Origin of the sequence: Salinicola tamaricis, assembly GCF_003006155.1 — a bacterium.
Classification (GTDB): Bacteria; Pseudomonadota; Gammaproteobacteria; order Pseudomonadales; family Halomonadaceae; genus Salinicola; species Salinicola tamaricis.
Genome location: NZ_CP023559.1, coordinates 1,639,607 through 1,663,136 on the forward strand (window position 1 = coordinate 1,639,607; position 23,530 = coordinate 1,663,136).

23 protein-coding genes and 1 pseudogene are annotated in these 23,530 nt (G+C 67.7%); 14 read left to right on the plus strand and 10 right to left on the minus strand.

Annotation, left to right across the window (positions count from 1 at the left end; translation table 11 throughout):
- Positions 1-27 precede the first annotated feature (27 nt).
- From CN538_RS07585 to CN538_RS07595, 3 genes are read left to right on the plus strand one after another with little or no spacing between them, the layout of a single operon-like run.
- Complete coding sequence (locus tag CN538_RS07585) at positions 28-1,407, plus strand: glutamine synthetase family protein (RefSeq protein ID WP_106419040.1); 1,380 nt, start codon at positions 28-30, stop codon at positions 1,405-1,407.
- Positions 1,408-1,456: 49 nt separating this feature from the next.
- Complete coding sequence (locus CN538_RS07590) at positions 1,457-2,842, plus strand: aldehyde dehydrogenase family protein (RefSeq protein WP_106419041.1); 1,386 nt, start codon at positions 1,457-1,459, stop codon at positions 2,840-2,842.
- 31 nt (positions 2,843-2,873) lie between these two features.
- Positions 2,874-4,058: an iron-containing alcohol dehydrogenase gene (locus CN538_RS07595; protein ID WP_106419042.1), complete on the plus strand. Its 1,185-nt coding sequence runs from the start codon at positions 2,874-2,876 to the stop codon at positions 4,056-4,058.
- A 37-nt stretch (positions 4,059-4,095) separates the two neighbouring features.
- Here CN538_RS07595 and CN538_RS07600 read toward each other — a convergent pair whose 3' ends face one another.
- Positions 4,096-4,671, minus strand: coding sequence for a chorismate--pyruvate lyase family protein (locus CN538_RS07600; protein ID WP_340638287.1), 576 nt, complete (start codon positions 4,669-4,671; stop codon positions 4,096-4,098).
- Positions 4,672-4,769: 98 nt separating this feature from the next.
- Between CN538_RS07600 and CN538_RS07605 the strand changes: the two genes are divergently transcribed.
- From CN538_RS07605 to CN538_RS07615, 3 genes are all read left to right on the plus strand, one after another.
- A complete protein-coding gene (locus CN538_RS07605) occupies positions 4,770-5,933 on the plus strand; it encodes an FAD-dependent oxidoreductase (RefSeq protein ID WP_106419044.1) in 1,164 nt (387 codons plus the stop codon).
- A 184-nt stretch (positions 5,934-6,117) separates the two neighbouring features.
- The gene (locus tag CN538_RS07610; RefSeq protein ID WP_035472794.1) at positions 6,118-6,393 is read left to right on the plus strand and encodes an HU family DNA-binding protein; all 276 of its coding nucleotides are present in this window, start codon (positions 6,118-6,120) and stop codon (positions 6,391-6,393) included.
- A 124-nt stretch (positions 6,394-6,517) separates the two neighbouring features.
- Positions 6,518-6,874, plus strand: a complete 357-nt coding sequence (locus CN538_RS07615) for a hypothetical protein (protein ID WP_106419045.1) — start codon at positions 6,518-6,520, stop codon at positions 6,872-6,874.
- Between the two features lie 97 nt (positions 6,875-6,971).
- Here CN538_RS07615 and CN538_RS07620 read toward each other — a convergent pair whose 3' ends face one another.
- The 4 genes from CN538_RS07620 to trpB form a co-directional block, all read right to left on the minus strand.
- Positions 6,972-7,577 (minus strand): YceI family protein, encoded by a 606-nt coding sequence (locus CN538_RS07620; RefSeq protein ID WP_106419046.1) that lies wholly within the window; start codon positions 7,575-7,577, stop codon positions 6,972-6,974.
- Positions 7,578-7,671: 94 nt separating this feature from the next.
- Entirely contained in the window at positions 7,672-8,385 is a 714-nt protein-coding gene (locus CN538_RS07625) for a pirin family protein (RefSeq protein ID WP_106419047.1), read from the minus strand.
- 100 nt (positions 8,386-8,485) lie between these two features.
- Positions 8,486-9,316, minus strand: coding sequence for a tryptophan synthase subunit alpha (trpA, locus tag CN538_RS07630; protein ID WP_106419048.1), 831 nt, complete (start codon positions 9,314-9,316; stop codon positions 8,486-8,488).
- Positions 9,313-10,521, minus strand: a complete 1,209-nt coding sequence (gene trpB, locus CN538_RS07635; RefSeq protein ID WP_106419049.1) for a tryptophan synthase subunit beta — start codon at positions 10,519-10,521, stop codon at positions 9,313-9,315. The genes trpA and trpB overlap by 4 nt, the downstream gene beginning before the upstream one ends.
- Before the next feature lie 149 nt (positions 10,522-10,670).
- Here trpB and CN538_RS07640 point away from each other — a divergent pair, with 149 nt between their 5' ends.
- The gene (locus tag CN538_RS07640; RefSeq protein ID WP_106419050.1) at positions 10,671-11,567 is read left to right on the plus strand and encodes a LysR family transcriptional regulator; all 897 of its coding nucleotides are present in this window, start codon (positions 10,671-10,673) and stop codon (positions 11,565-11,567) included.
- Between the two features lie 28 nt (positions 11,568-11,595).
- Here the strand turns inward: CN538_RS07640 and CN538_RS07645 are convergent, their stop codons facing one another.
- The 3 genes from CN538_RS07645 to CN538_RS22335 are packed head-to-tail and all read right to left on the minus strand — an operon-like array spanning position 11,596 to position 13,639.
- The gene (locus tag CN538_RS07645) at positions 11,596-12,498 is read right to left on the minus strand and encodes an oxygenase MpaB family protein (RefSeq protein ID WP_106419051.1); all 903 of its coding nucleotides are present in this window, start codon (positions 12,496-12,498) and stop codon (positions 11,596-11,598) included.
- Positions 12,495-13,313 carry an Lnb N-terminal periplasmic domain-containing protein gene (locus tag CN538_RS07650; RefSeq protein WP_242495647.1) on the minus strand — a complete coding sequence of 273 codons (819 nt, stop codon included), beginning with the start codon at positions 13,311-13,313 and terminating at the stop codon, positions 12,495-12,497. Before CN538_RS07650 ends, CN538_RS07645 begins: the two co-directional genes overlap by 4 nt.
- A complete protein-coding gene (locus CN538_RS22335) occupies positions 13,289-13,639 on the minus strand; it encodes a hypothetical protein (RefSeq protein WP_242495648.1) in 351 nt (116 codons plus the stop codon). Before CN538_RS22335 ends, CN538_RS07650 begins: the two co-directional genes overlap by 25 nt.
- Before the next feature lie 290 nt (positions 13,640-13,929).
- On the opposite strand from CN538_RS22335, the pseudogene CN538_RS26080 reads away from it, so the two are divergent.
- The 6 genes and pseudogenes from CN538_RS26080 to otnC all read left to right on the plus strand — a co-directional run.
- Positions 13,930-14,829: pseudogene (locus CN538_RS26080) on the plus strand (FUSC family membrane protein); the annotation flags it as partial.
- A 296-nt stretch (positions 14,830-15,125) separates the two neighbouring features.
- Positions 15,126-15,305, plus strand: a complete 180-nt coding sequence (locus tag CN538_RS26700) for an FUSC family protein (RefSeq protein WP_479725167.1) — start codon at positions 15,126-15,128, stop codon at positions 15,303-15,305.
- Complete coding sequence (locus CN538_RS26085; protein WP_479725168.1) at positions 15,272-16,048, plus strand: FUSC family protein; 777 nt, start codon at positions 15,272-15,274, stop codon at positions 16,046-16,048. Before CN538_RS26700 ends, CN538_RS26085 begins: the two co-directional genes overlap by 34 nt.
- 212 nt (positions 16,049-16,260) lie before the next feature.
- Positions 16,261-17,088 carry a DeoR/GlpR family DNA-binding transcription regulator gene (locus tag CN538_RS07660; RefSeq protein ID WP_106419053.1) on the plus strand — a complete coding sequence of 276 codons (828 nt, stop codon included), beginning with the start codon at positions 16,261-16,263 and terminating at the stop codon, positions 17,086-17,088.
- Between the two features lie 15 nt (positions 17,089-17,103).
- Positions 17,104-18,360, plus strand: coding sequence for a 3-oxo-tetronate kinase (otnK, locus tag CN538_RS07665; RefSeq protein ID WP_106419054.1), 1,257 nt, complete (start codon positions 17,104-17,106; stop codon positions 18,358-18,360).
- On the plus strand, positions 18,357-19,016 hold the full coding sequence (otnC, locus tag CN538_RS07670; protein WP_106419055.1) for a 3-oxo-tetronate 4-phosphate decarboxylase: 660 nt from the start codon (positions 18,357-18,359) through the stop codon (positions 19,014-19,016). The genes otnK and otnC overlap by 4 nt, the downstream gene beginning before the upstream one ends.
- Positions 19,017-19,084: 68 nt before the next feature.
- On the opposite strand, the gene CN538_RS07675 is transcribed toward otnC, so the two are convergent.
- Positions 19,085-20,134, minus strand: coding sequence for a zinc-dependent alcohol dehydrogenase family protein (locus CN538_RS07675; RefSeq protein WP_106419056.1), 1,050 nt, complete (start codon positions 20,132-20,134; stop codon positions 19,085-19,087).
- Positions 20,135-20,302: 168 nt separating this feature from the next.
- On the opposite strand from CN538_RS07675, the gene CN538_RS07680 reads away from it, so the two are divergent.
- A complete protein-coding gene (locus CN538_RS07680; RefSeq protein WP_106419057.1) occupies positions 20,303-20,767 on the plus strand; it encodes an Lrp/AsnC family transcriptional regulator in 465 nt (154 codons plus the stop codon).
- A gap of 278 nt (positions 20,768-21,045) precedes the next feature.
- Here CN538_RS07680 and CN538_RS07685 read toward each other — a convergent pair whose 3' ends face one another.
- A complete protein-coding gene (locus CN538_RS07685) occupies positions 21,046-23,511 on the minus strand; it encodes a WG repeat-containing protein (protein ID WP_164999530.1) in 2,466 nt (821 codons plus the stop codon).
- Positions 23,512-23,530 lie beyond the last annotated feature (19 nt).

Genomic DNA, 23,530 nt, shown 5'->3' on the forward strand with positions numbered 1-23,530 from the left:
CCCTGACACTGTGAGCGAGGAACGGCCATGAGTGATCACCAAGCCAGAAGCGTGCGCACCGCCGCCCAGGCGCGCGAACTCGTCGAGGCGCGCGGGCTCAGCCACGTCAAGGTCGGCATGTTCGACATCGATGGGGTGATGCGCGGCAAGTACATGCAGCGGGACAAGTTCTTCGCCGCGCTGGAGAAGGGGTTTGCCTTCTGCGACGTGGTGCTGGGCTGGGACAGCAAGGATGAGCTCTACGACAACGTCGCCTTCACCGGCTGGCATACCGGCTATCCGGATGCGCCACTGCGGATCGTCCCCGAGAGCTGCCGCGAGGTGCCGTTCGAGGGCGACATGCTGCTGTTCCTGGCCGAGTTCGAGGGCGAGGCCGGCCAGCTCTGCCCGCGCGGGCTGCTCAGGCGCGTGCTCGCCCGCGCCGAGGCGCTGGGCTTCGCTGTCTTCGGCTCACTGGAGTACGAGTTCTTCCTGTTCCAGGAGACCCCTGAGTCGATCCGCGAGAAGGGCTTTCGCCAGCTCAAGCCGCTGACCCCGGACATGATGGGCTACTCGATGCTGCGCAGCTCGGTGCACGGCGAGCTCTACCACGATCTGCTGGCGCTGGCGGAGACGATGGACTTCCCTATCGAGGGACTGCACACCGAGACCGGCCCCGGGGTGCTCGAGGCGGCGATCGGCGTCGACGATGCCCTGGCCGCCGGCGACAAGGGGGCGCTGTTCAAGACCTTCACCAAGGTGTGGGCGCAGCGGCGCGGGCTGATGGCGACCTTCATGGCCAAGTGGTCGCCGGACTACCCCGGCCAGAGCGGGCATATCCATCTCTCGCTACGCCATCGCGACGGCGACCGTTCGGCCTTCTACGATGCCGACGCGCCCCACGGCATGAGCCAGATCCAGCGTCACTTCGTCGCCGGCCAGCAGCGCCTGATGCCGGAGCTGCTGGCGATGTTCGCGCCGACGATCAACAGCTACACCCGGCTGATCCCGGGCTTCTGGGCGCCCACCGATGCCACCTGGGGCGTCGAGAACCGCACCTGTGCGCTGCGCGTGATCCCCGGCTCGGCGCATTCCCAGCGGGTCGAGTATCGCCTCGGCAGTGCCGACGCCAACCCCTATCTGGCACTGGCCGCCGCGATCGGCTCTGGGCTCTACGGCATCGAGCAGGGGCTCGAACCGGAGGCGCCGGTCACCGGCAATGCGTACGAACGCGAGCATCCGGCGTCGCTGGCACTGCCGCGCACGCTGTGGGATGCCGCCGGCCGCCTGCGCGGCTCGGATGCCGCCCGCGAGCTGTTCGGTGATGCCTTCGTCGAGCACTTCGCCGCCACCCGCGAGTGGGAGGAGCGCCAGTTCCGTCGTCATATCACCGATTGGGAGTTGGCGCGTTACTTCGAAATCATCTGAGCCCCGGGGCACGGCCGGGATAACGACACTTTCTGGGTGGGAGCAGCGCATGGCACGACAACATACGATTTCCCCCGTGGATGGCGGGGTCTATGTCGAACGCGAGCTGGCCGAGCCGGCGCAGATCGAAGCCTGCGTCGCCGACGCCGTGGCGGCGCAGCGGGCGTGGCGCGAGACGCCGCTGGCCGAGCGCGCGCGGCTGTGTACGGCGATGGTCGATGCCTTCGTCGCGCGGCGCGATAAGCTGGCCGAGGAGCTGACCTGGCAGATGGGGCGGCCGATCGCCGCCGCGGGGGGCGAGATCGGCGGCTTCGAGGAGCGCGCACGCGGCATGATCGCCCTCGCTGAGTCGGCGCTGGCACCGATCCGGCTGGCCGACAAGCCCGGCTTCACCCGCTATATCACCCGCGAGCCGCTGGGCGTGTCGCTGATCGTGGCGCCCTGGAACTTCCCTTTCATGACCGCCGTCAATGCCGTGGTGCCGGCGATCATGGCCGGCAATACGGTGATCCTCAAGCACTCGGCGCAGACGCCGCTATGTGCCGAGCGGCTGTTCGAGGCGTTCGCCGACGCCGGTCTGCCGGCGGGGGTGTTCCAGTTCCTGCATCTGGCCCATGCCGACACCGAGGCGCTGATTCGCGATTCCCGCATCGATCACGTCTCTTTTACCGGGTCGGTGGCGGGCGGCGAGATGGTCGAGCGCAACGCGGCGGGGCGCTTTATCGCTACCGGGCTCGAACTGGGCGGCAAGGACCCGGCCTATATCCGCGCCGACGTCGATCTCGACGCCGCCGTGCCGGCAGTGATGGATGGTGCCTTCTTCAACTCGGGGCAGAGCTGTTGCGGCATCGAGCGCATCTATGTCCACCGCGACATTGCCGAGGCCTTCGTCGAGCGCGCGGTGGCCTGGGTGCGTGAGCTCCGGCTCGGTAACCCCACCGATCCGCAGACCACGCTGGGGCCGCTGGTGCGTCCGGCGGCGGCCGACTTCGTGCGCGGCCAGATCGAGGCGGCGGTGGCTGCCGGCGCCAAGGCGTGGATCGACCCCGGCGACTATCCGCTGTCGGTGCCGGGCAGCGCCTATCTGGCGCCGCAGGTGCTCACCGAGGTGACCCACGATATGGCGGTGATGCGTGAGGAGAGCTTCGGCCCGGTGGTGGGCATCATGACGGTGGCCGATGACGACGAGGCGGTGGCGCTGATGAACGATAGCGAGTTCGGCCTCACCGCCGCCGTGTTCACCCGCGATCTGGCCGTGGGCGAGGCGCTGGCCAAACGCCTGGAAGCGGGCACCGTGTTCAACAATCGCTGCGACTATCTCGACCCGGAACTGGCCTGGACCGGGGTCAAGCAGTCCGGGCGCGGCTGCTCGCTGTCGCAGGTCGGCTACGAGACGCTGACACGGCCGAAGTCCTTTCACCTGAAGCACGCCTGAACCGCGCCGACCGTCCTACAGGAGATCCGTCATGAGTGACTTCGATCGCGCACGCTATACCGCGAACTGGAACTACCCCACGCCCATCCGCATCGGCGCCGGGCGGGCCGAGGAGCTACCCGACGCCTGCCGGGCGCTGGGCATGCGCGCGCCGCTGTTGATCACCGACCCTGGGCTGGCGGCGCTGCCGATGGTCGAGCAAGCGCTCGCGCGCTGCCGGGAGGCGGGGCTGGCGGTCGACGTGTTCAGTCAGATTCAGGGCAACCCCACCGGGGCCAACGTCGCAGCCGGCGTGGCCGCTTTCCGCGCCGGTGACCACGACGGCGTGATCGCCTTTGGCGGCGGCTCGGGGCTGGACGCGGCCAAGGCGGTGGCGTTGATGGCGCGCCAGCCCGAGTCGCTGTCGCTGTGGGCGCTGGAGGATCGCGGCGATAACTGGCGCCAGGCGGATGCCGACGCCGTGCTGCCGGTGGTGGCGGTGCCGACCACCGCCGGCACCGGCTCGGAGGTCGGGCGCGCCGCGGTGATCACCGACGCCGAGGTCCAGGTCAAGCGCATCATCTTCCATCCGTGCATGCTGCCCGGCGCGGTGATCCTCGACCCGCTGCTGACCCGTGAACTGCCGCCGGGGCTCACCGCCGCCACCGGCATGGACGCGCTCTCCCACTGTCTCGAAGCGTGGTGCGCGCCCGGGTATCACCCCCAGGCCGAGGGTATTGCGGTGGAGGGCATGCGACGCATCCGCGATGCGCTGCCGCGGGCCTACCTGCACGGCGATGATCTCGCCGCGCGCACCGACATGCTGGTGGCGTCGATGATGGGGGCCACCGCCTTCCAGCGCGGGCTGGGCGCGATGCATGCGCTGGCGCACCCGCTGGGGGCGCTGTTCGATGCCCACCATGGCATGCTCAATGCGGTGCTGATGCCCTATGTGCTGCGCGCTAACACACGCGCGATCGGCGAGCCGATGGTGCGTCTGGCACGCTATCTCGACCTGCCGCAGCCGGGGGTCGCCGCAGTGATCGATTGGGTATTGGATCTGCGCGAGCGCCTGGGCATTCCCCATGCGCTGAGTGAACTGGGGATCGACGATAGCCATGCCGAGCGGGTCGGACAGATGGCGGTGGAGGATCCTTCCGCCGGTGGCAATCCGATTGCCTTCGACGCGGCGGCCTACCGCGGGATCTTCGAAGCAGCCCTCGCCGGGCGGCTGTAGGCGGTAAGCGGGGGCTCACACAGTCCGAAAGCCGGGCTCACGCCCCCGGTGGCAGCCCCAGGTCGGCGGCCATCTGCGTCAGGAAGCGCTCCTGCACCAGCAGCTGGATGCGGCCGTGGCGAAAGCGCGAACGGCGCAGCCAGACGCCGGCGGGGTCCGCGCTCAGCTCGATCGGCCCACGTTCGAGATCCGGCTGGGCGAACAGCCAGCTGCCCAGCGAGCGCTCGCCCAGGGCGCGCAGGCTGCGGCAGCCGCCGCGGGTCAGCGGCGCCACCGAGCGCGCCGCGACCCAGGGGTGCTCGCCGCTCATCAGCAGCACCTCGCGAATCCAGGCCACGCGGCCCGGCGCCAAGCCCAGCGACTGGGCCTCGTCACGCCGCGGCACGCCGATGCCCTCATCGAGCAATCGTACGCGAAAGGGTCGCGGCGAGGCGGCGATCAGACGCGCGGTGAGCGAATCGGTCGAGGCGACCCAGCGCCACCAGCGGGGGTCCATCGCCGGGCGCCAGGCGGCGGCCGGGCTCCAGCGCCGCAGCGTCGGCGTACGCTGCCAACTGAGCGTAGATCTGGAGCGCGCGCTGCTGGGCAGGCGAGGGGATGAAGATGAGGACACACACGACTCCGAACAGGACTGGCCGCGAGGGCCCAGGGCGCGGCGGCCCTGGGGCGACGTAGTGTATCATGAGGCCATTCCGCGACCGAGAGGAAGGCATGAGTGCGCCCCTGACGATCATCGGCACCGGCATGGCCGGCCTGGGCCTGGCCCGTGCGATACGCAGCCGCGACCCCCACCGCGCGCTGACCCTGATCACCGCCGACAGCGGCGATGAGTACGCCAAGCCGCTGCTGTCGAGCGCCTTCACCAAGGGCCAGAGTGCCGCGGCGCTGGCCCAGCGCGACGCCATCGGTGTGGCCGATGCGCTTGGCGCCACCCTGCGCTGCCACACCCCGGTCGAGGCGATCGACCCGCGCCAGCGCATCCTGTGGCTGGGCGCCGAACGCCTGCCCTACGAGCGCCTGGTGCTGGCCACCGGTGCGGCGCCGTGGCAGCCGTTCGAGACCCCCGAGGCGCTCGCCGAGCGGGTCTTCCAGGTCAATGATCTCGATGACTACCGGCGGTTTCGCGCCGCCCTCGAGCGCCACCCCGGGCAACCGGCCCGAGTGGCCATCGTCGGCGCCGGGCTGGTGGGCTGCGAGTTCGCCAACGACCTCCACGCCGGTGGCCATCGGGTGGCGTTGATCGCCCCGGAGCCGGCGCCGCTGCCGCGGCTGCTGCCGCCACCACTGGGGCTGGCGCTGGCCGAGGCGTTCGCCGCCGCTGGTATCGCCGGCTACTTCGAGCGTCAGGTGCAGGCGCTCGAGGCCAGTGACGGCGGCGTGGCGCTGACCCTCGATGACGGTGAGCGTCTCGATGCCGATCTGGTCCTGGTGGCCACCGGGCTGCGCCCGCGCACCGCGCTGGCCGCGGGCGCCGGGTTGCAGACCGGCCCCGCGGGCATTCTTACCGACCGCTATCTGCAGACCAGCGACCCGCACATTCATGCGCTTGGCGATGTGGCCTGCGTCGATGGCCTCAACGCCATGTACGTACAGCCGCTGCAGGCCAGCGCCAAGGCGCTGGCCGCCACGCTCACAGGGACGCCGACGGCGGTCGCCTACGGCGCCTGGCCGGTGATGGTCAAGACCGCGCTGCTGCCGATCGCTGCGCTGCCGCCGCGGGAGACCCCGGCGCGCTGGCGCATCGACGGTGAGGCGGGGGATTTCAGCGCCGTGGCTGAAGATGCTGCCGGGCGGCTGATCGGATTCGCCCTGACCGGCGCCTGCGTTCGGCGCAAAGTCGAACTGGCGCGGGCAGCGCCGCCGTTGCTAGGCTAGCAGCGGTGGTCGGGCGCGAACGGCAAATCCTCATGTAAGGCTTTACAAACCGCGTCGAGAGCTGCCTATTATGCGCTGGGGTGCGCGCCTACCCGACTGCGCGCCCCGATACAACAGCGCTTAGGAATTGCGAGGTGCAACCACCGATGACCTCGCCCCAGTAGAGCCAAACAAGGAGGGCTTTATGCGTAAGCCAGAACTCGCCGCGGCGATCGCCGAGCGTGCAGATCTTTCCAAGGACAAAGCCAGCCAGGTACTCAACGTCATTCTCGATGAGATCACCGGCACGGTATCCAAGGGCAGTGATGTCACGCTGATCGGCTTCGGCTCGTTCACCGTGCGCGAGCGTGCCGCCCGCACCGGCAAGAACCCGCAGACCGGCAAGCCGCTGAACATCCCCGCCAGCAAGACCGTGGCGTTCAAGCCCGGCAAGGCGCTCAAGGACGCGGTCAGCAAGTAATCGCTGCTGAAACGGGCTAGATACCCGACGGCGCTCGCCCACGGCGAGTGGCCCATCGATGACCGATCCCCCGTCACCGGGTGGGTCGGCATTTCTTCCTTGACCTGACGGCTTGCGAGGGCGCATGAAGCTCAAGTTGATGCTGTGGTGGCTGGGCGTGATGTTGAAGCGAACGCGTGCGCGCAAACCCGAATTTCGCGAAGCTCTGACGCGTCTGAAGCGCTTCGACTGGGGCGTGGCGACCGAGGACAGGGCAATCGCGCGCCACTACCGGATGACGCCGGAGCGCGTCGACAGCCAGAGCGGGCTGCCGGTGGACCTCAATCTCGAACTGCGCTTTCGCGATGCCGACAGCGCCACTCATTTCCTGCGCAAGCCTTCTCAGCGCGCCTTTCGTGAAGGCCTGTTCGATGGACGCCTGCGCCTGGTCGGCGATTCAAGGGATCTGGAGCGGTTGCAGAGTCTGCTCAAGTTTCTCTAGGCCGTGTGACGCCTGACCGACCTGCACAAAGGCCCCCGACGCTTTCGCGTTCGGGGGCCTTTCTCGTTCGGTGTCTTGCACACGATAGACGCGGGTATCAGCTGTCGCTGCCGCCGGCCTCGGCTTCGCTCGAGATGCGGATATGGATCGCGTCGCTGACGTTGGGCACGTACTGGTCGAGCCCGTAGTCGCTGCGCTGAATGGTCGTCTCGGCGTCGAAGCCGAGCGCCGGCACCTTGGCCATGGGGTGCTCACCGACCTGGTTGAGGGTGGCGTGGAGTACCGCCGGATGGGTCACGCCCTTGATGGTCAGTTTGCCATGCACGTCGTAGTGATCATCGCCGGTGGCCTCGATGCGGGTGCTCTTGAAGGTCGCGTCTGGGTACTGCGCAACATCGAAGTAGTTCTCGCCCAGAAACTCTTCGTTCAGCGCCGGCACGCGGGTGTCCACCGTCTTGACCGGGATGCTCACCTCCACGCTGGAGTCGGCGATCGCGTCGCGGTCGAAGTGGATCGTGCCCTTGACGTCGGAGAAGCTCGCCGTGGGGTGGGAGAAGCCGAAGTGGCTCCAGGAGGCCACCACGCTGGTGTGCATCGGGTCCATCTGGTAGGTGACGCTATCGGCCAGGGCGCTGGCACTGGTGGCGCCGGCGAGCAGCGCGGCGGTCAGGGTCAGGGATTGGCGCAGGTTGCGGTAAGACATGGAGTGACTCCTGGGGTTGAACAAAGCCTAGTGAAGGGAATGCGTTTGGGGAGACAGACGCGCCCGAGCGGCGCGTCCCATGGGGTGCGTGCCGTCAGGCGGCACTGATCACCGGCAGATCGAACACCAGCAACTCAGCGTCCTCGCCCTGTTCCAGCGTCAGCGTTGGCTCGTCGGTCAGCATCAGCGCATCGCCACCCGCCAGTCGGGTACCGTTGATCGTCAGCGCGCCCCGCACCAGGTGCACGTAGGCCTGACGATCCGCGGCCAGGGCCAGTTCGGCGCGCTCGTCGCCATCGAGTAGCGAGGCATAGATGAAGGCGTCCTGCTGCAGCGTGAGCGAGCCGTCGCGGCCGTCTGGCGACAGGATCAGGCACAGCCGGCCGCGCTTGTCGGCGGCGTCGAAGTCCTTTTCGGCGTAGCGCGGTTCGAGGTTGCGTGCACGCGGGAACAGCCAGATCTGCAGGAAGTGCACCGGCTCGCTGGTGGAGTGGTTGAATTCGCTGTGCTCGACCCCGGTGCCGGTGGTCATGATCTGCACCCGGCCGGGACCGATCGCCGAACCGTTGCCCAGGGTATCGCGATGGGCCAGCTCGCCGCTGAGCACGTAGGAGAAGATCTCCATGTCGCGGTGGCCGTGCTGGCCGAAGCCCTGCCCCGGCGCCACGCGATCTTCGTTGATCACCCGCAGGACGCTGAAGTGGACGTGCTGTGGGTCGTGGTAGCCCGCGAAGGAGAACGAATGGAAGCTCTTGAGCCAGCCGTGGTCGGCATAGCCGCGTTCGTCGCTGCGTCGGATCGTCAACATGGCGTCTCTCCTGAAAGAGGGCCGACACGCGGGTCGGCACCGTTGGAGAGAGTCTATATTCTTTTTTGGTATAAAAGCGCGTTTTATCGCCTGTTTCGTACTATTCAATAGAATGGTCGCGGCGATGCGTTCTCTCCGCCAATTCACGCACCAGCGCCAGGGCGGCTGCCTGCCCCTGCGTCTCCAGGCGCTCGACCAGAGCGCTGCCCACCACCACCGCGTCGGCCACCGCGGCGACAGCGGCCGCGGCGTCGCCATCGCGGATACCGAAGCCCACTGCCAGCGGCAGCGGAGTGTGCTCGCGCAGCTGGGCCAGCGCGCTCGTCATATCGCCGCTGGGGGCGTTGCCAGCGCGTCCGGTGATGCCGTTGTAGGCGATGCGATAGACGAAGCCGTCACCCTGGGCGAGCAGTGCCGGCAGCCGTTCGGCCGGGGTGGTCGGGGCGACGAGCGGAATCCGCGCCAGGCCCAGGTCCCGGGCCCGGACGGTGAAGGCGGCGCCGTGCTCCGGCGGCAGGTCGACCACGATCAGGCCATCCACCCCCGCTGCCGCGGCGTCGCCGAGAAAGCGCGTCTCGCCGTAGCACTGGATCGGATTGAGATAGCCCATCAGGACCAGCGGGGTGGTGGTGTCCTGGCGCCGGAACTCGCGCACCATGGCGAGGGTGCCGGCCAGGGTCTGGCCGTCGCCCAGCGCGCGCTGTCCGGCGCGCTGGATCGCCTCGCCGTCGGCCATGGGGTCGCTGAATGGCATGCCCAGCTCGATGATGTCGGCGCCGGCGGCGGGTAGCTGTGACAGTAGTGCCTGACTGCTGGCGCGGTCCGGATCGCCGGCCATGACGTAGGTCACCAGCGCGGCGCGCCGCTCTGCCTGGCAGGTGGCGAAGCGCGCCGCGAGACGTGACGGCGGCGTGAGATGGTGCGGGCTCATAGGTCTGCCTCCTGCGCGGGTAGATGCTCGATGATAGTGGCCATGTCCTTGTCGCCGCGGCCGCTCAGGCAGACCACCAGCGCCGCCTCGGGCGGCAGCTCGGCGGCCACCCGGGTCGCCTCGGCCAGTGCGTGGGCCGACTCCAGCGCCGGCAGGATGCCCTCCAGGCGGCAGCACAGTGCGACCGCCGCCAGTGCTTCGGTGTCGGTGACGCTGACATAGCGCGCGCGCCCGCTGTCGTGGAGCCAGGCGTGCTCGGGGCCGACGCCGGGATAGTCGAGCCCGGCGGAGATCGAGTGGGCATCCTGGATCTGGCCGTCGGCGTTCTGCAGCAGATAGGTGCGATTGCCGTGGAGCACCCCGGGGCTGCCGCCGTTCAGGCTGGCCGCGTGGCGTCCGCTCTCGATCCCTTCACCGCCGGCCTCGACGCCGATCAGCGCCACCGGATCATCGAGGAAGGCGTGGAACAGCCCCATGGCGTTGGAGCCGCCGCCGACACAGGCGATCAGGCTGTGGGGCAGACGCCCGGTCTTCTCGACGATCTGCGCCCGCGCCTCGCGGCCGATCACCGACTGGAAGTCGCGCACCATGCGCGGGTAGGGCGCCGGGCCGGCCACCGTGCCGATCACGTAGAAGGTGTCATCGACGCTGGCGACCCAGGCGCGCAAGGCCTCGTTCATGGCGTCCTTGAGCGTCGCGGTACCGTTCTCCACCGCCACGATCCTGGCCCCGAGCAGGCGCATACGCTGCACGTTGGGCTGCTGACGCTGGATATCCTTGGCGCCCATGTAGATGGTGCAGGTCATGCCCAGACGCGCCGCTACCGTGGCCACCGCCACCCCGTGCATGCCGGCGCCGGTCTCGGCGATCAGCCGGGTGCGACCCATGCGCCGGGCCAGCAGTGCCTGGCCGAGGGCGTTGTTGATCTTGTGCGCGCCGGTGTGATTGAGATCCTCGCGCTTGAGATAGATGCGTGCGCCGCCAGCGTGGGCGCTCAGCCGCTCGGCCAGGTAGAGCGGCGTGGCGCGGCCGACGTAGTCGCACTGCAGCGCCGCCAGCTCGGCGTTGAAGTCGGGGTCCTGGCGGGCGTCGTCGTAGGCGGCTTCGATCTCACCGATCAGCGGCATCAGCGTTTCGGCGACGTAGCGCCCGCCGTAGCCGTCGCTACCGCCGAAAAAGCCGTTGCTATCGGGATAGTCTGTCATTGCGGGGGCTCCGGTTGGCATCATGGAACCCACGTTAGCCGGGTGCGCGCGCGAGAAAAATCGATAAACGCTCACTGATCTGTGAGAAAATCTCACGCAATGGCGCCCACGGGAACCCTCGCGGGCGGGCTTGTCGACCGAGGATCGCCATGACATCGCTACCGTCGCTCAATGCGCTGCGCGCCTTCGATGCCGTGGCCCGGCTGGGCAGCGTCACCGCCGCCGCCGAGGCGCTGCATGTCACCCACGGCGCGGTCAGCCGCCAACTGCGCACGCTGGAAGCCCACTTCGGCACGCCGCTGTTCGACAAGTCAGGGCGCGGGCTGGTGCTCACCGCCCATGGTCGCCTGCTGCAGCCGTCGATTCGTGAGGCCTTCTCCCGGCTCGGCGAGGGCTGCGCCGCCCTCGCGCGCGAGCTCGAAAGCCAGCCCTTCACCCTGGCCTGCCCCGGCAGCCTGCTGGCGCGCTGGTTGATCCCGCGGCTCGACCGGCTCAACGCGGATCTACCCGCGCTGCGCCTGCGCGTGGTCTCCAGCGAAGGGGAGCTCGATCCGCGGCGCGAGGATATCGACGCCACGCTGCGCTTTGCCGCACCGCCGTGGCCGGCGGATATCGCGGTGTTTCCGCTCCAGGCAGAGCGGATCGTCGCCGTGGCCACGCCAGCGGTGTGGGCGCACACGCCTCACGCGACGGCTGATGCGATGCTGGGAGCGGCCACGCTGCTGGATACCGCCTCACGGCCGCAGGCGTGGCCGCAGTGGGCCGCGGCAATGGGCGTCGAGCCGGCGACGCTGGCTGCGGCACGTCAGCGCGGGCGCACCTTCGAGCATCTCTACTATCTGCTGGAGGCGGCGCTGGCGGGGCTGGGGGTGGCCATCGCCCCCGAGCTGCTGGTGGCGAACGATCTGACCCAGGGGCGGCTGGTGGCACCCTGGCCGGCGCTGGAGACCAACGCCGCACTAGGGCTGTGGCTCGCCCCGGGGCGCGAGCGGCGGCGCGGCGAGCACCTGGCGGCATGGCTGGTGCGGGAGCTGGCAGCCGGCTGACGCGCCGGGTGGCGCTTGTCGACGGCGCTCAGCGTGGCCGACGTGCCTGCTCGCGGGCCTGCATGCGCTCCATGGCGCGGCGGTAGGAGCCGTTGCGCACCGCCCAGCGCATCACCGGGGCGATGGTGCGGATGCCGCCACGCACCGCGCGGCGCTCCGCCGTGGCGAGCTCGAGACTCAGCAGAGTGGCGGCCCAGGGCGGCAGCAGGTCGATGCCGGCGCGCATGAACAGCGCTCCCACCGGTTTGACCAGTGGGCTCGGCGGCAGCGCGTGAAGCAGAATCTCGGTCACCTCGCGGGTACGTGCATCGCACACCAGATAGCGGCGCTGATGCTGCAGGTAGGCGTCGATGGCGGCGCGGCTGGTGGGCACCTGGGTCGCGCCCAGCGCCTCGGCCACGCGGGCGGTCTCGGCGAAGTAGCGATCCTGCTCGGCCAGCGCCAGGCGCGGATTGCGGTAGCGCAGGTGGGCGGCGAGAAAGCGGCTCATCTCGGCCACATGGACCCAGGTGAGCAGCGCCGGGTCGCTGGCGGCATAGGCGCGGCCATCCGCGCTCGTTCCCTCTACCCCGGCATGCACCCGGCGCACCCGCTCGAGCACGCGCTCGGCGTCGTCCCGGGAGCCGAAGGTGGTCACCGCGATGAACTGGCTGGTGCGGCGCAGGCGGCCGATCATGTCGTGGCGGAAGTTGGAGTGATCCCACACCCCGGCCAGCGCCAACGGGTGCAGCATCTGCAGCAGCAGGGCGCTGATGCCGCCGCACATCATCGAGGTGAAGTCGCCGTGCACCCGCCAGGCCACGGTGTCGGGGCCGAACAGCCCCGGGTCGCCCTTGGGCTGGGTGTAGTCGACCCCGCCCAGGGTGCGCCCGGTCAGATGGCTGATGCGCTTTTCGATGGCGTCGCGCAGAGGCGTGAACGGCGCGCTCATGGGGCTCGCTCGATGTCGTCGTCGGTGGGTGGCGTGGCGCTCGGCACGCCGGCGCGGATGGCCTTCGAGAAGGCCAGGCTGCCCTCAGTGTAGGGCACCGCCTGGGCGCGCGGATTGATATAGCCGCGCTGACGCAGCGTTTCCAGCGGTACGCCCTGGGCCAGGCCGCCGACATCATGGACATAGCCGGGCAGATAGCCGGAGAGGATCAGCCGCGGGTCGCGTGGCAGGCCGTCGACGATCCGGGCGACCATGTCGAAGACGATGGTGGTGCAGTTGCTGGTCAGGGTGTTGTAGAACGCGGGCTCTGCGTGCAGCCGCTCGGCCTCGTCGAGATAGGCCAGGAACAGCTCGCGCCGGGCCTGCGGGGTCAGCCTCACGCTGTAGAGATAGACGTCTTCGCCGCGGACATTGCTGCGCAGGCGCAGGATGTCGTTCTCGTCGGCGGCGATCAGGTTGAGCTCGAACTGCTTGAAGAAACCGCCGGCGATCGAGAACGCCTCGTTTCGCTCGCGGCGGATCTCCACCGAGAAGGTGAGATGGCGGCCATCGTCGAAGCCGAAGCTGACCAGGGTGTGGGCGATCGCCGGACCCATCCAGTAGGAGACGATCATGTCGACGCTCGACAGTTGCGCGAGATCGTAATCGCGGCTCTCCCAACGCACTCGGGCGAGATCCGGGGTGAGCCACTCGAAGTCGCGCACGTTGTTCAGGTGCACCCGGTCGCCGTGGCGCTCGACCACCAGCTGGCGCGCCACGTCCGGTGCCCAGTCGCGGTCGTTGCGGGGTGTCAGTTGCTGCCACCAGACGACCACGACCAGCAGCGCCAGGGCGAAGGCGAGGCGGGTGGCGAGACTCGCACGCTGCAGGCCGCGGTGTGGGGGCTGGCGAGCCGCGTTGCCCTGCGGCCGATAGCGGCGCCAGGCCGGGCGAGCAGGGCGGCGAGGCCGAGTGTCACCCACAGGGCGATGACCGCCAGCACCAGCGGACGCGGCCCCGACAGGGCGAAGTGCAGCGCCAGGGTGCCCCAGGCGATGACCAGCGCCAGCGCCAGCGCGCGCAGGAGATGACCGACGCCGCGCAGCAGCCGGCGCGTGCGGGAGGCGGGGGCAGTCGAATGGCGAGAGGGCTGTGCTGGCATGCGGGGCTTGCGTTCCTGTTCTGGGGCCGCCCGGCGCGGCGGGCGCACCACGATGGTGCCGGAGTCCCGGTGTGGAGGGAAGCGCGGGGCGTTGCCGAGGGTGGGGCAAGAGGCGTTATACTAAAGTCTAATCTCGGCCTGACCGATGCCCCGGCAGGCTATCGTGTCATCATCACCCTCCTGCTGGAGCCGCCGCAATCTCCGACTCGCTCTCCCACTCCCTGCGTCGCCTGTGGACCCTCGACAAGTTCGCCTACAGCCTGCGCGTGTTCGTGGCCTTCAGCGGCGCCATGGCGCTGAGCTGGCAGCAGGACCAGATCGGGCTCGCCATCCCGCTGTTCCTGGGCATCATCGCCAGCGCCCTGGCCGAGACCGACGATAGCTGGGAGGGACGGGTCAGAGCGCTACTGGTGACCCTGGGGTGCTTCTTCGTCGCCTCGCTCAGCGTCGAGATACTGTTTCCGTGGCCGTGGCTGTTCGCACCGGGCCTGGCGCTCTCGGCGTTCGTCCTGATCATGCTCGGTGCGGTGGAGCAGCGCTACGCCACTATCGCTTCGGCGACCCTGATTCTCTCGGTCTACTCGATGATCAATATCGAGCAGCAGGCGGCACCAGCGAGATGTGTGGCGCCAGCCGCTGCTGCTGGTGGCAGGTGCCGCGTGGTACGGGGTCATCTCGGTGGTGTGGGTGCGCTCTTCTCGCGCCAGCCGGTGAAGCAGAGCATGGCCAGCTCTACCGTGAGCTGGGCACCTACCTGATCATCAAGGCGACCCTGTTCGAGCCGCTGCGTGGGCTCGATGTGGAGGCGCGCCGGTCGAGCTGGCGCGCCAGAACGGGCGCGTGGTGAGCGCGCTCAATCAAGCCAAGAGATGATCTTCCGGCGTCTCGAAGGCCAGCGCACCAGCCGCAAGCTCAATCGCTATCTGCGACTCTACTTCATTGCTCAGGATATCCATGAGCGCGTCAGCGCCTCGCACTACCCTTATTCGGCGCTGGCCGAGACCTTCTTTCATCACGACGTGCTGTTCCGCTGCCAGCGTCTGCTCGACCAGCAGGGGCGGGCGTGCAAGCGGCTGGCCAAGGCGCTGCTGCTGCGCCAGCCGTTCGATCACGGCTTGAGCGAGCAGGCGCTGGAGGACCTGCGCGCCTCGATCGTCTATCTGCGTGCCCAGCGCAACCCCGCCTGGACCCCGCTGCTGCGCTCGCTGCAGGCGCTGGGACGCAATCTGGCGACGCTGGAGGATCAGCTCTCACGCGCCCACAACCCCGACATGGTCGCCGACCAGCAGGATGCCAGCCTGTTCAACCGCTCGCCGCGCAGTCTCAAGGACGCCTGGGAGCGGGTGCGCCTCAACCTGACCCCGGGTTCGCCGCTGTTTCGCCACGCCACGCCCTGCGGCTCTCCACCGCGCTGTTGGTGGGCTACGGCGTGCTGCACCTGGTCCATCCCACCCAGGGGTTCTGGATCCTGCTCACCACGCTGTTCGTGTGCCGGCCCAATTTCGGCGCCACCCGGCGCTTTCTGTATCAGCGTATCGTCGGCACCGTACTCGGGCTGGTGGCCGGCTGGGCGCTGATCAGTCTGTTCACCGACCCGCTGATGCAGTCGCTGATCGCGATCGCCGCCGGGTGGTGTTCTTCGCCAATCGCGAGAAGCACTATGTGATCGCCACCGCCGCCATCACCACCCTGGTGCTGGCGAGTTTCAACCAGGTCGGCGACGGCTTCGATCTGATCCTGCCGCGGCTGTTCGATACCCTGATCGGCGCGCTGATCTCGGGGCTGGCGGTATTCTTGATCCTGCCCGACTGGCAGGGACGGCGGCTGCACAAGGTGGCTTCGGCGGCGCTCGCCAACAGCACTGCCTATCTGCGCGAGATCATCCACCAGTACGAGAGCGGCAAGCAGGACGACCTCGCCTATCGGCTGGCACGGCGCAACGCCCACAACGCCGACGCCGCGCTCTCCACCGTGCTCTCCAACATGCTGCAGGAGCCGGGCCACTACCGGAAGAAGGATGCCGACGAGGGCTTCCGCTTCCTGGTCGCCTCGCACACCCTGCTGGGTTACCTCTCGGCGCTAGGGGCCCACCGTGGCAGCGTCAGCGCCAGCGCGCAGGATGCCGAGCTCTACGTCGCCGCGCGCACCCTGGCGGATCGCTTCGACGCGCTGGCGGCGCGGCTGGCCGCGCGTGAGACGCCCCCCGACCCCAAGGCCGTGCAGGCCGAGCTGACGGCGGTGTTCGAGCGCGAGCCGGCCAGCGCCCAGGACGATGGCGACGACGAGCGCCGCCTGATCCAGGGCCAGCTGTTGCACATCGCGCGCCAGCTGACACCGCTGCACGACGCCGCCGAACGTCTGATAGCACGGCCCGCCGAGAGCACCCCGGGCGCCTCCACCCCGGCCTGAGGCCACGCCGCGCGCTCATCATGAGCATCCGCGGGTTTTACATCATCTCTCTCGCCGGCGCCCTCGGCTGGATCCGCTCCTGGCCTTGGACCTGGACTAACGTCGAGTGCGCCGGCGTTTGACATCCGACGGCGCTGGGCCGAGCATGAGCCATTCTTGAGCATTTTTGTGAATTTTTCACAAAATGCATCATCCGCTCTCGAGGGTGACTCGTGATTCCCAGCCAGCGCCGCCAGCAGCTGCTCGACCTGCTCGATACCCACAGCGTGCTCGGTATCGCCGAGCTCGCCACCCATCTGGCGGTCTCGCACATGACCGTGCGCCGGGATATCCAGCGTCTGGAGCAGGCCGGACAGGTGCTTTCGGTCAGCGGCGGCGTGCGCCGGATCGCACCCCTTCATCGCGAGCCCGCCTGGCCGCTCAAGGCCGCCACCAACATCGCGGCCAAGCGCGCCATCGCCCGCCATGCCGCCTCGCTGGTCAAGCCGGGGCAGACCATCTACCTGGATGCCGGGACCACCCTCTACGAGCTGGCGGCGCTACTCACCGGCCACCACGAACTTTGCGTGATCACCAATAGCTTCCAGGTCAGCGCGCTGCTCGCCGACTACCCGCAGATCGAGCTGCACCACGCCGGCGGCCGGGTCGATCCCGACAATCACGCCACCGTGGGGCCGGCGGTGGCGGCCTATCTGAGCGGCGTCAATCTGGATCTGGCCTTCTTCAGCTCGTCCTCGTGGCATCTAGAGCGCGGCCTGACCACGCCGGACGAGGCCAAGCTGGTGGTCAAGCAGCAGCTGTTGCACAGCGCCGCGCGGCGGGTGCTGCTCGCCGACAGCGCCAAGTACGGCCGCTTCGGACGCTTTCGCGCCTGCTCGTTGGAGGCGTTCGATCTCATCGTCACCGACGATGCGCTGCCGTCGCCGGCGCGCCAAGCGCTGGCCGAGCGCGGCATCGCGCTGAGCTGCGTGCCCGTCACCGCGCCCGCCGCCGCCGAAGGCGCTGGCCACTCTCACCCCGACCTGCTTCTCAACCGCTAGCCCAGGAGCCCCACGATGCCTCTGATTGGCTGTATCGCCGACGATTTCACCGGCGGCACCGACCTCGCCAACAATCTGGTCAAGAGCGGGTTTCGTACCCGCCAGGTCATCGGCGTGCCCGATAGCGATAGCTCAAACGAGCCGGTGGACGCCGTCGTGGTCGCGCTGAAGTCGCGCAGCATCCCTGCCGCGGACGCCGTCTCCCAGTCGTTGGCGGCGCTCGAGTGGCTGCGCCGCCAGGGCTGCGAGAAGTTCTACTTCAAGTACTGCTCCACCTTCGACTCTACCCCGGAAGGCAATATCGGGCCGGTGGCCGAGGCGCTGATGACTGCGCTGGGGGTCGACGGCACGCTGTTCTGCCCGGCCTTCCCGGCCACCGGGCGCACGGTCTATCAGGGGCATCTGTTCGTGGGTGACCGCCTGCTCAACGACAGCGGCATGGAGCGGCATCCGCTCAACCCGATGCGCGACGCCGACCTGGTGCGCTGGCTGGGGCAGCAGACCCAGGCCGCCACCGGCCTGGTCGACCACGCCTGCCTGAGCCGCGGCGAGGTGGCCACGCGTGAACGCATCGATCAACTGATCGCCGAGGGGCGGCCGCTGATCGTCACTGACACCCTGGACGATGCCCAGCTCACCACCCTGGCCCGCGCCAGTGCCCATCTGCCGCTGGTCACCGGCGGCTCCGGGCTGGCGCTCGGCCTCGGCGCGCTCTACCAGCCGGCGGTCAGCGACCCCGGCCAGCTGCCGCCGGCCCAGGGCAGTGCGGTGATCCTGGCCGGTAGCGCCTCGCGCCGCACCCGCGAGCAGATCGAGCACGCGAGTACGCGCCTGCCCACCTACACCCTCGATCCGCAGCGCCTGGCAGACGCCTTCGACGCCACCCTCGAGGCGGTCATGGCCTGGGCCACGCCGCAGCTCGGCGAGACGCCGCTGCTGATCCACAGCGACACCCGGCCCGAGGCGGTCGAGGCGGCTCAGGCGCAGCTCGGGGTCGAGGCCGCCGGGGCGCTGATCGAGCGCGCCCTGGCGACCCTGGCCGAGCGCCTGCTCGCCCAGGGCGTGCGCCAGTGGATCGTCGCCGGCGGCGAGACCTCCGGGGCGATCGTGCAGGCGCTGGGGATCGCAGCGCTGCGCATCGGCCCCGAGATCGCCCCGGGGGTTCCCTGGACCCACGCCGCCACCACCGAGGGCGATATCCATCTGGCGCTGAAGTCAGGCAACTTCGGCGCTCCCGAGATGTTCACCAGCGCCTGGGAGATCATTCGATGAGCGACGCCACCACCGAACATCAGTTACGCCAGCGCATCGCCACTCTGGGCCAGCGTCTCTACGCCCGCGGCCTGAGTCCGGGGACCAGCGGCAATATCAGCGTGCGTCTCGACGAGCAAAGCTGGCTGTGCACGCCGACCAACTCCTGCATGGGCGAACTCGAGCCGGAGGCGATCAGCCGGCTCGACTGGGAGGGCAACCATCTCGGCGGCGAACCGCCGAGCAAGGAGTCCTTCTTCCATCTGGCCTACTACCGCCATCGGCCGGCGGCGCAGGCGATCGTCCATCTGCACTCGAGCTACTCCAGCGCGGTGGCCTGTCTCGACGATCTCGACCCGCACAACGCGCTGCCACCGATCACCCCCTACTTCGTGATGCGCATCGGCAACCTGCCGCTGCTGCCGTACCGCCGCCCCGGCGATGCGCGGCTGGGCGACGACATCGCCCGCTACGCCTCCAAGCACGCCGCCGTGCTGCTGGCCAATCACGGCCCGGTGGTGACCGGCAAGACGCTCGACGCCACGGTCAGCGCCGCCGAGGAGCTGGAGGAAACCGCCAAGCTCTACCTGCTGCTGCGCGACAAGCCCTACCGCGAACTCACCCGCTCACAGATCGAGGAGCTCAAGGAGGTGTTCGGCGCCGAGTGGGAGAGCTGAGCAGGAGAAGTAGAAGAGGGGAAGGACATGCCTGCGCCCAACGGGCGCAGGCGATTGGTGGCACCCGTCTACGACGAAAAATCGGTGATCACCGTGGCCCCCACACCCTGGAACGAATCCATCGCCATCAGCGCCGCCGGCGCCTCGGCCAGGCCAATACGCCGACCGACCAGCCGCGCCGGGTCGAGCCGGCCATGGCGAACCATGTCGAGCATGGCGCCGTAGCGGTGAGCCTGCATGCCGTGGCTGCCCAGAATCTCCAGCTCCTCGGCGATCACCCGGTGCATGGGCAGCGGCGGCGACTGCTGATCCCCCGCCATCAGCCCCACCTGCACATGCTTGCCCCGGGTGCGCAGGCTCAGGATCGAGTTCTGGCAGGTGAGCCGGCTGCCCAGCGCGTCCAGCGAGACATGGGCACCGCCCTGGCTCAGTCCGCGGACCGCTTCGACGACATCCGCACACTGCGTGGCATTCAGCGTCGCCGTGGCGCCGAGTTCCCGCGCCAGGCGCAGCTTGGCGTCGTCGATATCCACCGCTATCACCTGTGCGCCCAGCGCGCTGGCGATCATGATCGCCGAGAGGCCGACCCCGCCGCAGCCGTAGACGCAGACCCACTGCCCGCCGCTAACCCGGCCTTGATCGACCACCGCGCGGAAGGCGGTGGCGAAACGGCAGCCGAGGCCTGCGGCGGTGGCGAAGTCCATGCTCTCGGGCAGTGCGACCAGGTTGAGATCGGCCTGCTGCAGGCTGGTGTACTCGGCGTAGGAGCCCCACTGGGTGAAACCGGGCTGCACCTGGTTGTGGCACACCTGCTGGTGGCCGCTGCGGCACTCGTGGCAGGCGCCGCAACCGCTGACGAAGGGCACGGTGACCCGCGCGCCGGGCTGCCAGCGGGTCACCTCCTTGCCCACCGCGACGATAGTGCCGGCCAGCTCGTGTCCGGGCACGTGGGGCAGCACGATGTCGCTGTCGTGCCCCATCCAGGCGTGCCAGTCGCTGCGGCACAGCCCCGATGCCTCTACCCGCACCACCACCACACCATGAGGCTCAGGAGAGGGATCGGGCACGGTCTGGATGCTGGGAGGTGTCTGGAAGCTTTCGAAGACCACGGCTTTCATGGCGATGACTCGTACGCTGGAGAGTGGGAGAGACGCGGCGCGAACAATGGCCGACCCTGTGAGACAGGCTACCGCGGATGGCCGAAATAGCTTTGCGTTATTTCCCCCTACCGCAGCCAGGTGGCAAGCTTGTTCTATCGAATCGCCAGAATAGAGAAGGATCTTCCCTTGAAGCCGCTGGATGACATCAACCTGCGTCTGCTGGATCTGTTGCAGCAGGATGGCCGCATGACCAACGCCCGGCTGGCCGAAGCTCTGGCGCTGAGCGAGACGCCGTGCTGGCGACGGCTCAAGCGCCTGGAAGAAGAGAAGCTGATCACCGGCTATCAGGCCAACCTGGATCGCAAGCGGCTGGGGCTGGGGGTGCTGGCCTTCGTCCAACTCAACTGCTCGGAGCACCACGCCGGCTCGGTGGCGGCGTTCGAGCGGATCATTCACGCCAGCCCCAACATCCTCGCCTGCCACAACACCACCGGCGACGACGACTTCCTGCTGATCATCGTGGCCAAGGACCTGGACGACTACAGCCAGTTCGTGGAGCGCGAGCTGCGGCGGCTGCCGGGGGTGACCAATATCCGCTCCAGCCTGTCGCTGCGCGAAGTGAAGTCGACCAACCGGCTGCCGCTGGGGTGAGAGGCCCGCGCCGCCGCCGCGTTGGACGCCTCACACCTGCCCATAGCCGCCTAGCCAGCGGCGGGTCAGAAGGTCCTGCCTAGCGTGGTGGGCTTGGCTATTCTCGTCGCTGGCATCATCTGCTGCCTTGAAGCGTTAAGGCGATCTTTGGGTCGATATCAGGCTCTGGGGGTGTCTCTCTTCCGTTTTGAAGATGCGATCAATAGCACTGGAGTGAAACGACGAGCTTCAATCAGGGCGATGTTGGTGGATTATCCTTGGCGTCGGCATGGGTTGCGTCATTTGTCGTCTCCGCAATCCAGCGGATAGCAGCGGCAAGCTCTCCGAGATATTCCGGTCAGGCGCAATCGGTCACCGCTCATGGCGAATAGCGCATAGGGATAGGCTTGACGCTCGAAGATGCCTTCGCTGGGTAATGAGTAGTCGAGACCTGCCGGGTGGTCATCACCTGCATTGATGGCGTCTTCTAGCGCTGGCAGGCGCAGATACCAGACTTGTTGGCACTTGTTCTGGTACTGCGATTGGGTTTCAGGAAACATCCCCCCGTAGCCTGCCGGTTCGGCGTGCTCGAATGTGGCAAGCAGCGTTTCGATGTCCGGAGTATTCGGGGAGTCGAGCTGGCCTGCAGATTTCATGAGACCGCGTGCGACATTGTGTGGTGCACGGGTTTCCATATCGATACTGGAGCGCATGATCCGCGAGAAGTCGGCATCGTCGATCCAGTTGTCATTCTCTTTGAACGCCTTCTGCAGTGATGCGATATCGCGGGCAAAGCGTTGAAGCCAGTTGTCATAGAGTGCCGGGTCCATACCGAGCGAGTCGCTGGCTGCAGTCGCACAGTGATCGGGCACCTCTGGCTCCGGGCCGCGCTCGACCCAATCGGTGGGAATGCCTCTTGCCGCGCATGCCGCACAGTGCAGCGAACCGTCTTTGCCACGCGCGAAGTGCAGACGCTCGTCTGACTCAATCAACGCACAGCTGGCGTCGTTGTATTGGGGCGATATCAGCAGGATGTCAAAGCCTCCATCGCTGGGGCAAACTGGCAACGAGCCGTTTAGCGCTTGGTCCATTCCCTTGAAAGCGTTGAAGAAGGCATAGGCTTTTTCGTCGCTTGAGAGTTGCAGGCTGGGATAGACGAGTTCACGCAAATTCCCGTCACTCACGCCCTTCACGACGGCTTCGGCATTCGTGTAGTCCTTGGGCAAGTAGCGGGCAGTGATGGTCGGCTGATATTGCTGGGCGCTAAATTGCCCGTCATAGGCGCCTCTCTCTAGTGCTTCATCTGTAGAGACATCGGCGGATGAGAGCTGCCAGTTAGCGGCCGCCTCGTCGTAAGTCAGTAGTGCGCCTCGCAAGCCCTCGGCGTCGACGATGGCGATGCGGACGCTGGACGCTTGCGTATCGGTGGCGATTCGCCTGATGGCACCGGCCTCGACCGGAATCAGCGTTTTGCCGGACTGTGTGATCAAGCCATGATGGTCGGCCTTGACGACATCGAAGAGTGCTCGCCGATAGTCATCTTCGAAGACATTGACCGCATCGAATGCCGTCTCCACTGGACACTCGCCCGTGAGCAGGCTGCATATACCGGTTTTGCCGTCACGGATGACACGATACATCTGGTCTGCATTCGATAGTCGGCGAGCCGAATCGAAATCCGCCGGCAGGATCGTGTCGCCTTTGGTATCGATGCTGCCGAAGTGGTGATCACGTCGCGTATAGAAGAAGTGCTGGGTTGGATCGCCCTCCCAGCGCTTGACAGTGATGAGATCCAGCCCATCCCACTCGGCGGGAATGATCTCGCGGCCGTCGATATCGGCGACGCCGACCTTGCCGCCGCCACCATCCGGCCAGGCATCAGGCGCAACCCGCAGATAGATGTCTGCTGGCTCTCCCGCGTTCAACGGGTAGATCAATGCATAGGTCGGCGCGATGCGTTCGTGACCGTCGGCACCGATTAGCCCCATCTTGTCGCCAAGCTTCACGATCGCTGCATCGCTGCCTTCGATAGGATCGATTTCGTCGTAACGATCACCGGGCAGTATGCTCTCGCCAGTAGCCGGATCGAGTACGCGCTGGCCAACCACGAGCAGCTTTGGCTCGCGCCAGATCTTGACGTCGGTCTCCCGCTCGACGCCCGCGACGATATCGCCACGGGCGTTATACACGGTGGTGCGGCGATGATCACGATCTGGCTCGAAGGTCGAGGCTAGCGCTAGCCCGTTCCATATTTGGATGTCGTCATAATCCATCGGCGCGACCATGTCGCCGTTGCGAGGATTGATCACACCCTTTTTATTGCCACGCTCGGCGATCCATAAGTCGTCGCTGGAGAGGAGGCCCGGCAGGCGATTGTACTCAATGGGGGTACGCTGCACTCCGTCCAGCCCGACAACACCGTAGTGGCCCTCTCGCTCCACGACGAACGCGTCGCTGTCGCGTTTTATGTCGACGCCGTCGTACACCGGTTCGAGTATCCAGCGTCCCTTGGACGACAGAATGCCTTTCTTGGCCGTGTAGGGAGTGTCACTGCCGTCACCTGTGTAGACCAGCACCCAGTCGTTGATCCGGTTCGTTGCCAGTACGTGATCGGCGATGATCTCGCCAGTCTCGGTGTCGAGGATCTGTGCGTGATCGCCCAGACTCCTGACTGTCATGGCATCGTTGTCGTACAGATAGTGAGGAGAATCGGCATCTGCGTAGGCCGTCGATAGAAGTATCGATCCGACGGCCAGTAACAGCACAACGAGAGATGAGTGGGGG

What these genes read in the sequence shown, in the direction of transcription:
- CN538_RS07585 (WP_106419040.1), top strand. Translation starts at nt 28, where the DNA reads ATGAGTGATCACCAAGCCAGAAGCGTGCGCACCGCCGCCCAGGCGCGC.
- CN538_RS07590 (WP_106419041.1), top strand. Translation starts at nt 1,457, where the DNA reads ATGGCACGACAACATACGATTTCCCCCGTGGATGGCGGGGTCTATGTC.
- CN538_RS07595 (WP_106419042.1), top strand. Translation starts at nt 2,874, where the DNA reads ATGAGTGACTTCGATCGCGCACGCTATACCGCGAACTGGAACTACCCC.
- CN538_RS07605 (WP_106419044.1), top strand. Translation starts at nt 4,770, where the DNA reads ATGAGTGCGCCCCTGACGATCATCGGCACCGGCATGGCCGGCCTGGGC.
- CN538_RS07610 (WP_035472794.1), top strand. Translation starts at nt 6,118, where the DNA reads ATGCGTAAGCCAGAACTCGCCGCGGCGATCGCCGAGCGTGCAGATCTT.
- CN538_RS07615 (WP_106419045.1), top strand. Translation starts at nt 6,518, where the DNA reads ATGAAGCTCAAGTTGATGCTGTGGTGGCTGGGCGTGATGTTGAAGCGA.
- CN538_RS07620 (WP_106419046.1), bottom strand. Translation starts at nt 7,577, where the DNA reads ATGTCTTACCGCAACCTGCGCCAATCCCTGACCCTGACCGCCGCGCTG.
- CN538_RS07625 (WP_106419047.1), bottom strand. Translation starts at nt 8,385, where the DNA reads ATGTTGACGATCCGACGCAGCGACGAACGCGGCTATGCCGACCACGGC.
- trpA (WP_106419048.1), bottom strand. Translation starts at nt 9,316, where the DNA reads ATGAGCCCGCACCATCTCACGCCGCCGTCACGTCTCGCGGCGCGCTTC.
- trpB (WP_106419049.1), bottom strand. Translation starts at nt 10,521, where the DNA reads ATGACAGACTATCCCGATAGCAACGGCTTTTTCGGCGGTAGCGACGGC.
- CN538_RS07640 (WP_106419050.1), top strand. Translation starts at nt 10,671, where the DNA reads ATGACATCGCTACCGTCGCTCAATGCGCTGCGCGCCTTCGATGCCGTG.
- CN538_RS07645 (WP_106419051.1), bottom strand. Translation starts at nt 12,498, where the DNA reads ATGAGCGCGCCGTTCACGCCTCTGCGCGACGCCATCGAAAAGCGCATC.
- CN538_RS22335 (WP_242495648.1), bottom strand. Translation starts at nt 13,639, where the DNA reads ATGCCAGCACAGCCCTCTCGCCATTCGACTGCCCCCGCCTCCCGCACG.
- otnK (WP_106419054.1), top strand. Translation starts at nt 17,104, where the DNA reads ATGCCTCTGATTGGCTGTATCGCCGACGATTTCACCGGCGGCACCGAC.
- otnC (WP_106419055.1), top strand. Translation starts at nt 18,357, where the DNA reads ATGAGCGACGCCACCACCGAACATCAGTTACGCCAGCGCATCGCCACT.
- CN538_RS07675 (WP_106419056.1), bottom strand. Translation starts at nt 20,134, where the DNA reads ATGAAAGCCGTGGTCTTCGAAAGCTTCCAGACACCTCCCAGCATCCAG.